This is a genomic window from uncultured Campylobacter sp. (assembly GCF_937949835.1).
Lineage (GTDB): Bacteria > Campylobacterota > Campylobacteria > Campylobacterales > Campylobacteraceae > Campylobacter_B.
On record NZ_CALEDC010000151.1, the window covers coordinates 1 to 6,877 of the forward strand.

Here is a 6,877-nt window from a genome sequence, read left to right on the forward strand (position 1 = left end):
GGCAAGCTCTGCAGCAGGGCTTGGAGATCTGGGCTCAGCGGCTTTGAACATGGCGGCGCAGTACACTTTCACGCTGCCGTTTTCGCGCACGCATGAGACGGAGGCCGATCTGATGGGTGTCGAGCTGATGGCGCGCGCAGGATACGATCCAAGGGCGGCGATAAATGTCTGGGAGAAAATGAATAAGCTAAACGAGAGCCATCCGCTTAAATTTATGTCCACGCACCCTTCAAACGACGATCGTATCGCCGATCTAAAAGAGGTGATGCCAAAAGTTCTGCCGCTTTACGAGGCTGCCGCGAGAAATAGATAGTCTTGCGATTTAAAATTTCGCAAGAGCTTGCGTGCTGAGGTTTTTAAGTAGCAGGTTTTATCGTCGCATTTAAATTTCTTAATGGGCTTGCGCACGGCGCTAGGATTATCCGCCGCCGCGCCAAAGCTCTATCGCGATAGAATCTCGCCGCGACAAAGGCCTGCTGCGGCGCAAAATCCTAAATTACCGCAAAATTCCACGCACGGGCGCGAGGCATTTTCCGTGCCTTTTGGATTTTAAAGCGTTTTTAGATATAATTGCAAAATATTTATTTTTAAATTTCAAAGGATAAAAAATTTGGACACGGACAGTTCGGTTTTAATGTTAGTTTTAGCTTTTGTATTCATCTTTATGAATGCTTTTTTTGTTCTTTCGGAATTCTCAATCGTCAAAGTAAGAAAGTCTCGCCTCGAAGAGCTTATCAAGGATAAAATTCCAAACGCAAAGCTCGCTTTTAAAATTTCAAACTCCCTAGACACCTACCTCAGCGCCACTCAGCTAGGCATTACGATAAGCTCGCTCGCCCTCGGCTGGATCGGTGAGCCCGCGGTATCGAGACTGATCGAGCTGCCGCTAAGATCCGTCGGCATAGGCGGTGGAGCGGCGGCGCATACGATCGCCTTCGTCATATCTTTTACGCTCGTTACGCTATTTCACGTCGTGCTCGGCGAGCTGGTGCCAAAATCCATCGCTATTGCCAAAACCGAGAAGATCGTGCTTTTTATCTCCAGACCGCTTCATATTTTTTGGATTATGTTTTTTCCGATCATCAAGGCATTTGACTTCATCGCTGCCGTCTCGCTTAAAATCATCGGCGTAAAGCCCGCCAAAGAGAGCGAGCTCGCGCTTTCTGACGAAGAGATCAAAATCATCGCGAGCGAGAGCCTAAAGGGCGGTGTGCTCGATAGCCTAGAGACCGAGATCATCAAAAATGCCGTCGATTTCAGCGACACGGTCGCTAAAGAGATAATGACGCCAAGGCGCGATCTCATATGCCTAAATAAGCAAAAAAGCTACGATGAAAACTACGCAACCGTATTGCAGTCGAAATTTACGCGCTTTCCGTATATCGACGGCAGCAAAGATAACGTCCTAGGCCTCATCCACATCCGCGACATCATCCAGCAAAAGGGAGATAAAAGCTTCGATAAGATCGTGCGCAAGCTCATCATCGTGCCTGAAAACAGCCCGATCTCTAAAATTTTACCGATGATGAATAAGCAGCGCATTTTTGCAGCGCTCGTCATCGACGAATACGGCGGCACGGCGGGATTTTTGACGATGGAAGATATAATAGAAGAAATTTTTGGCGACATCAACGATGAACACGACGCGAATGCGCAAAATTTCAAACGTATCGACGAGAACACCTTTGAGTTTAGAGGCCGCTTCGAGATCGAAGGCGTCGAGGAAGTGATGGGCATTGACTTCGACGAAGAGACCGAGCAGCTAACGATCGGCGGCTACGTCTTTAATCTCTTCGGCAGCCTACCTGAAATCGGCGATAAAATAAGCGATGAAAACTGCGACTATGAAGTGCTGCGAATGGATGGCACAAGAGTTTCGCTCGTAAAAGCGATCAAAAAAGCAGTCTCGCAGCCGCAAGAAAACGAAGAGGCTGAGAAAAATAACTAAGCCAAAGTATGGGTTAATAAATTCCGCCCTGCGATGCTGCGTGCCGGAAATTTCAAACATGCTGCCGCTTGCGACGCTCTCAATCCCCATATAGGGCAAAAATTTATTCGCCGCTCCCACATATATTAGGCACAGGAATGCCCGCCGCCCTTCAGAGCGCCATAAAGTGCTATTTATAAGTCCTCTGCATATTACAAACGAAAGGCGAAATTCTACCGCGAAAATTCTGCCAGAGCGACGCTAGATAGAATTTCTCGATGAGCCTATTTTTAAATTTTGCGAGATCGTAAATTTTAAAATTTTAAAATTTCGCGGAATTTTAAAATTTAAATTGATCTAAATTTCTCGCCTAACTTAAATAGCAATCCCCGCTACAAACCCAGGCTAAGCGAATTTTAAATCCAAAGCCTAAGCGTGGAATTTCACGAATAAATTCTAAAATTATAAAGATAAAATTTTGCCGCGTAGTATCGCAGAATTAACTCTATCGATTTTAATCGTAAAATTCCGCCAATCTTGCTTTAAAACTTCGCAATTTTAAATTCTAAAAATTCCTAAGTAATCAAATCGGCACGCCTTAAAATTCCGCATAAATAAATCTTAAATTCCTTTTTGCTACCATAACGAAAATTTTTCACACGGATGGCTTTATGACAAAACACAAATTCTCATCGCGTTGGGCTTTTATCATCGCTTGCGTGGGCTCCGCCGTAGGTATGGCAAATGTCTGGGGCTTCCCTTACAAACTCGGCACGAACGGCGGCGGCGCATTTTTGCTAATTTACGTTTTTTTCGTAGCGCTGTTTTCATACGTAGGCCTAAGCGCCGAATACGCGATCGGTCGCCGCGCCAAAACAGGCACGCTAGGCTCATACGAATACGCGTGGAAAAGCCGCGGACTTGGCGCTATTGGTAAGGTTATCGGCTGGTTGCCACTTGCTGGTTCGATGTGTATCGCAGTGGGCTATGCCGTCATCATCGCCTACGTTTTAAAGGCGCTAGTCCAAGCCATAGACGGCTCGCTAATGAGCGAAAATACCGATACGTGGTTCAACTCTTTTGCCCTGACGCCCTACTCCGTGGTGCCTTATCACTGCATAATCGTCGCAGGCACGTTGCTAACGCTGTTTTTCGGCGCCAAAAGCATCGAAAAAACGAATAAAATTATGATGCCGCTATTTTTCGTGCTATTTGCGATTTTGGCGGTTAGGGTTGCGACGTTGCAAGGTGCTGCAGGCGGATATGCCTTTCTTTTCGGCGCTGATTTTACTAAGCTAGCAGATCCGATGGTTTGGATTTCTGCGATGGGACAGGCATTTTTCTCGCTATCGATTACGGGCTCAGGTATGATCGTCTATGGCGCGTATCTATCCAAGGACGAAGACGTCGTATCTGCGGCGAAAAATACCGCGCTATTTGACACGCTAGCCGCGATGGTAGCTGCGCTAGTGATGATCCCTGCAGTATTTGCTTATGGAATGGATCCTGCGGCGGGGCCTAAGCTACTTTTCGTAACTCTGCCTAAAATTTTACAAGATATGGCAGGCGGTAGAATTTTTGCAGTGATTTTATTTACCGCCGTGATTTTTGGTGGAATTTCATCGCTTCAAAATATGTTCGAAGTAGTCGCTGAATCGCTAATGCATAAGTTTCCAAGGCTAAGCCGCGCCTTCACGCTTGCGTTATTGTGCGCGATCTGCCTGGGCGCGGGCCTTGGTATGGAAGCGATAAGCTCATGGGGGCCGTGGATGGATTTCGTATCGATTTATATCATTCCGATCGGAGCGGTAATCGGCGCAATATCGTGGTTTTGGGTAATTAAACGTAATGAAATTTTAGATGAGATCAATCTGGGCGCAGATAGGGCTCGCGGCAAGCTCTGGTATGATATCGGGCGCTTTGTCTATGTCCCGCTGGCGCTACTTTTATGCATAATCGCGCTTAGTATGCACATTTCGTTTTGAATTAAAATCTTGCTAGATTTAGAATTAATAGTGTTCTATCGTAATGGAATTTTAGCAAAGCACATTTATAAATCATTGCATTATCCATATAAATAATGTATAATGCAATCAAAAAGGAGACAATATGACGCGATCTATAAACGTAAATTTTAGAATGGATGCCGAGCTTAAAAAAGGGTTGGAGGAAGTATGCTCTGAAATGGGGCTAAATTTAACTACTGCTTTTACAATATTTGCTAAAAAAGTATTGCAAGAACGCAAAATTCCTTTCGAGTTGACGGCAGATCCCTTTTACAGCCACGAAAATTTATCTCATCTTAAGCGCTCTTTTGACGAATTAAAGGAAAATAGCGGGATTGAGCACGATTTGTTAGAAGCGGATCAATGAAAAAAATCTGGTCGCAAGAAGCTTGGAAGGATTATCTGTATTGGCAGGAAAATGATAAAAATATCCTAAAGCGCATAAATAAGTTAATCCTAGATATAGAGCGTAACGGCTACGATTGTATAGGCAAACCCGAAGCGCTAAAGGGCAATTTATCGGGGCTTTATAGTGTTAGAATAGATGGAAAAAATCGGCTCGTATTTAGGATATCTAATGGCGCCATAGAAATAGCTCAGTGTAAAACTCACTATGGAGATAAGTAAAATACGTACAAAAGCATCAATATCAAAGCGGTAGTATTTGTCCCAAAATAAAAACTTTCACACCCAAAAAAGGCGTGGAATTTTAAAATTTTATCTTATTTTATGGCTTAAAATTTTGAAATTCAGTGCAGATTTAAAGCAGTAAATTTCAAAATTTTGCCTTTGGCTGTTAAAAAGAAATTTTGTCGTTAAATTTAACAACAGAAATTTCTTTTTAGTAAATGCGGTATCTGTAAAAGAGTATTATGAGCTGCTGCAATATTTCAAGGCGCTAAACGTAAAAATAGAAGATCGGACCGACTCTATACCGCAGGCTCAAAATAGCGGCTATTTCACCGATAAAAACGAAATTTGGAGCGACGATTTTAGCGATACGCAAATTCCGAAGAAAAATTTTAAATGGAAGCTTAGGCGGTTTTTTAGTTTGGATTGAAATTTTAGTCCAAACGGCAAGTTCTTAAATTTAGCTAGAATTTCACGAGCAAATAGAGAGTAGGACGGCGAGGCAAATATTGCTCGCTGTTATCCCAGCCCGCCGCAGCTCAAAGTTACGATAAATCAAATCAACTCAGTCATCACTGCAAGCGCAAGGCTATAAAATTTAAATCAGCTCCGTGACCTATCGTTGCAGTCGCGAGGCTGTAGCAAGCTAAATTGGTCTCGGTGCACAGGCGCGACTATATAAAGCCGCGGTAAGTCGAAATCGATATGTCTCGCCGTAGCAAAACCACGGCGAGTTTGGCTAAAGCCTGTAGAGGATCGGCGTATCTAGTCCAAGCCAGCAATGAGCCAGTCTTAAAACCTAAACCGCTCCCAATCCCTACTTAGCCCCTTTAGGTGGCATAAACGCGGTTAGTTTGATATCTTCGCCCGCCTTGTGTTTATAAAGCTCGATATTTACTAACGCCGTGTGGGAGATGTTGCCGTTGGCAAGCTCGCTCGTAGGCAGATCGATCGTAAGCACGTTCGGATTTCCGTTTTTGCAAAGCCCCTCGGCGTTAGGATCGTACCATGCGCCTTCGAATATCTGCACCACGCCGCGCATTATGTCGCTGCTTACGTTGGCTCCCGCCAAAATTTCGCCGCGAGCGTTATAAACGCGCACCAGATCGCCCTGCTTGATGCCGAGCTCCTTAGCATCCTCAGTATTTATTAGTACCGGCTCTCGATCCGCGACGGCGTATCTCTTGCGATTTGAGGTGTTGCTCTGCTGCGAATGCAAGCGATCGAGCGGATGCAGGCTAAGCAGGTGAAATTTCGCAGGCTTTTCCTTCATCCCGAGCCACTCGACGGGCTCGAACCACATCGGATGCGCGCCGCAGTCTTTATAGTTCATCGCAGCAATCGTATCGGAGTAAATTTCAATTAACCCGCTAGGCGTTCCCAAAGCCTCCAAAACGGGATCATTTCTAAAATCTTCAAACGTCACGTACGCAGCACTCTCTGGCGTTTCGTAAAATTCCGTCGGCTCGTTTTTCTCCCACCACTGCTCAAAGCTCGGCATCTGTATTCCCAAAGCGGTGTTTGCGTTCACGGCGCTTGCCGCTCCTTCGTAAAATTCTTTGATCCAATCCATCTCCGTTTTGCCGCCGTCCGTATAAACCTCGGCAAGCCCGTCTGCGTAAGCCTTGCAAAGGTCGGTAAAAATTTGATAATCGTCCTTCGCGCCGTGCTGCTTGGCGACGACCTGCTTCATCGGGATTATATGCATATTGGAGTAGTCCCCGCTCATCGTAATGTCGTTACGCTCATACTCCGTCGTGGTCGGGAACACGATGTCCGCCATCTTAGCAGTAGGCGTCCAGTAAATTTCATTCACTACGATGGTGCGCGGCTTGCGCCAAGCCTTAATGTTGGTGTTGGTGTCTTGGTGGTGCACGATCGGATTTCCGCCGACCCAGTAGATGAAGTCTATCTGAGGATAGGTGATCTTTGCGCCATTCGCGTCGATCGTCTTGCCCGGATTTAGCAGCACGTCCGCGATACGAGCTAGAGGAAAGGCGACCTTCGCCGTATTTACCAGCCATGCTTGGGCTGCTTCGCCGCCTTGCTTCTGATCCTGCGCAAGCCCTAGGAATTTGCCGTCCTTAACGACGCCGACGCTTGCCGCGTTCATTCCACCGATTACGCCGCCCGCGCAGGTAGGCGCGCCGCCGTTAGCGTAGTGGTAGCTAAAGCCGAAGCCCCCTCCGGCAAGTCCGATCTGTCCTAGCATCGCGCACAAAGTTACGATCATCCAGTGCGCCTGCTCGCCGTGATGAGCGCGCTGGATACCCCAGCCCGCCATTATCATCGTGCGGTTTTCATAAAATTTTAT

Annotated in this window: 6 protein-coding genes; 5 read left to right on the forward strand and 1 reads right to left on the reverse strand. The window is 46.2% G+C overall.

The window, feature by feature from the left end; translation table 11 throughout:
* From Q0256_RS03270 to Q0256_RS03290, 5 genes are all read left to right on the forward strand, one after another.
* A partial coding sequence (locus tag Q0256_RS03270; protein ID WP_297960010.1) for a M48 family metallopeptidase occupies nucleotides 1–313 on the forward strand: 313 nt, incomplete at its 5' end.
* Between the two features lie 321 nt (nucleotides 314–634).
* Nucleotides 635–1,948, forward strand: coding sequence for a hemolysin family protein (locus Q0256_RS03275; protein ID WP_297960012.1), 1,314 nt, complete (start codon nucleotides 635–637; stop codon nucleotides 1,946–1,948).
* A gap of 650 nt (nucleotides 1,949–2,598) precedes the next feature.
* Nucleotides 2,599–3,912, forward strand: a complete 1,314-nt coding sequence (locus Q0256_RS03280) for a sodium-dependent transporter (protein ID WP_297960014.1) — start codon at nucleotides 2,599–2,601, stop codon at nucleotides 3,910–3,912.
* Nucleotides 3,913–4,036: 124 nt separating this feature from the next.
* Nucleotides 4,037–4,300, forward strand: a complete 264-nt coding sequence (locus Q0256_RS03285; protein ID WP_295152683.1) for a type II toxin-antitoxin system RelB/DinJ family antitoxin — start codon at nucleotides 4,037–4,039, stop codon at nucleotides 4,298–4,300.
* Nucleotides 4,297–4,560, forward strand: coding sequence for a Txe/YoeB family addiction module toxin (locus Q0256_RS03290; protein WP_291938836.1), 264 nt, complete (start codon nucleotides 4,297–4,299; stop codon nucleotides 4,558–4,560). The genes Q0256_RS03285 and Q0256_RS03290 overlap by 4 nt, the downstream gene beginning before the upstream one ends.
* Before the next feature lie 820 nt (nucleotides 4,561–5,380).
* Here Q0256_RS03290 and Q0256_RS03295 read toward each other — a convergent pair.
* Nucleotides 5,381–6,877, reverse strand: a 1,497-nt coding sequence (locus Q0256_RS03295) for a molybdopterin-dependent oxidoreductase (RefSeq protein WP_297960016.1), incomplete at its 5' end; no start/stop codon positions are given.

Bases quoted from the DNA above. Each gene is read 5' to 3' on its own strand.
- Q0256_RS03280 (WP_297960014.1), top strand. From the start codon at position 2,599: ATGACAAAACACAAATTCTCATCGCGTTGGGCTTTTATCATCGCTTGC.
- Q0256_RS03285 (WP_295152683.1), top strand. From the start codon at position 4,037: ATGACGCGATCTATAAACGTAAATTTTAGAATGGATGCCGAGCTTAAA.
- Q0256_RS03275 (WP_297960012.1), top strand. From the start codon at position 635: ATGTTAGTTTTAGCTTTTGTATTCATCTTTATGAATGCTTTTTTTGTT.
- Q0256_RS03290 (WP_291938836.1), top strand. From the start codon at position 4,297: ATGAAAAAAATCTGGTCGCAAGAAGCTTGGAAGGATTATCTGTATTGG.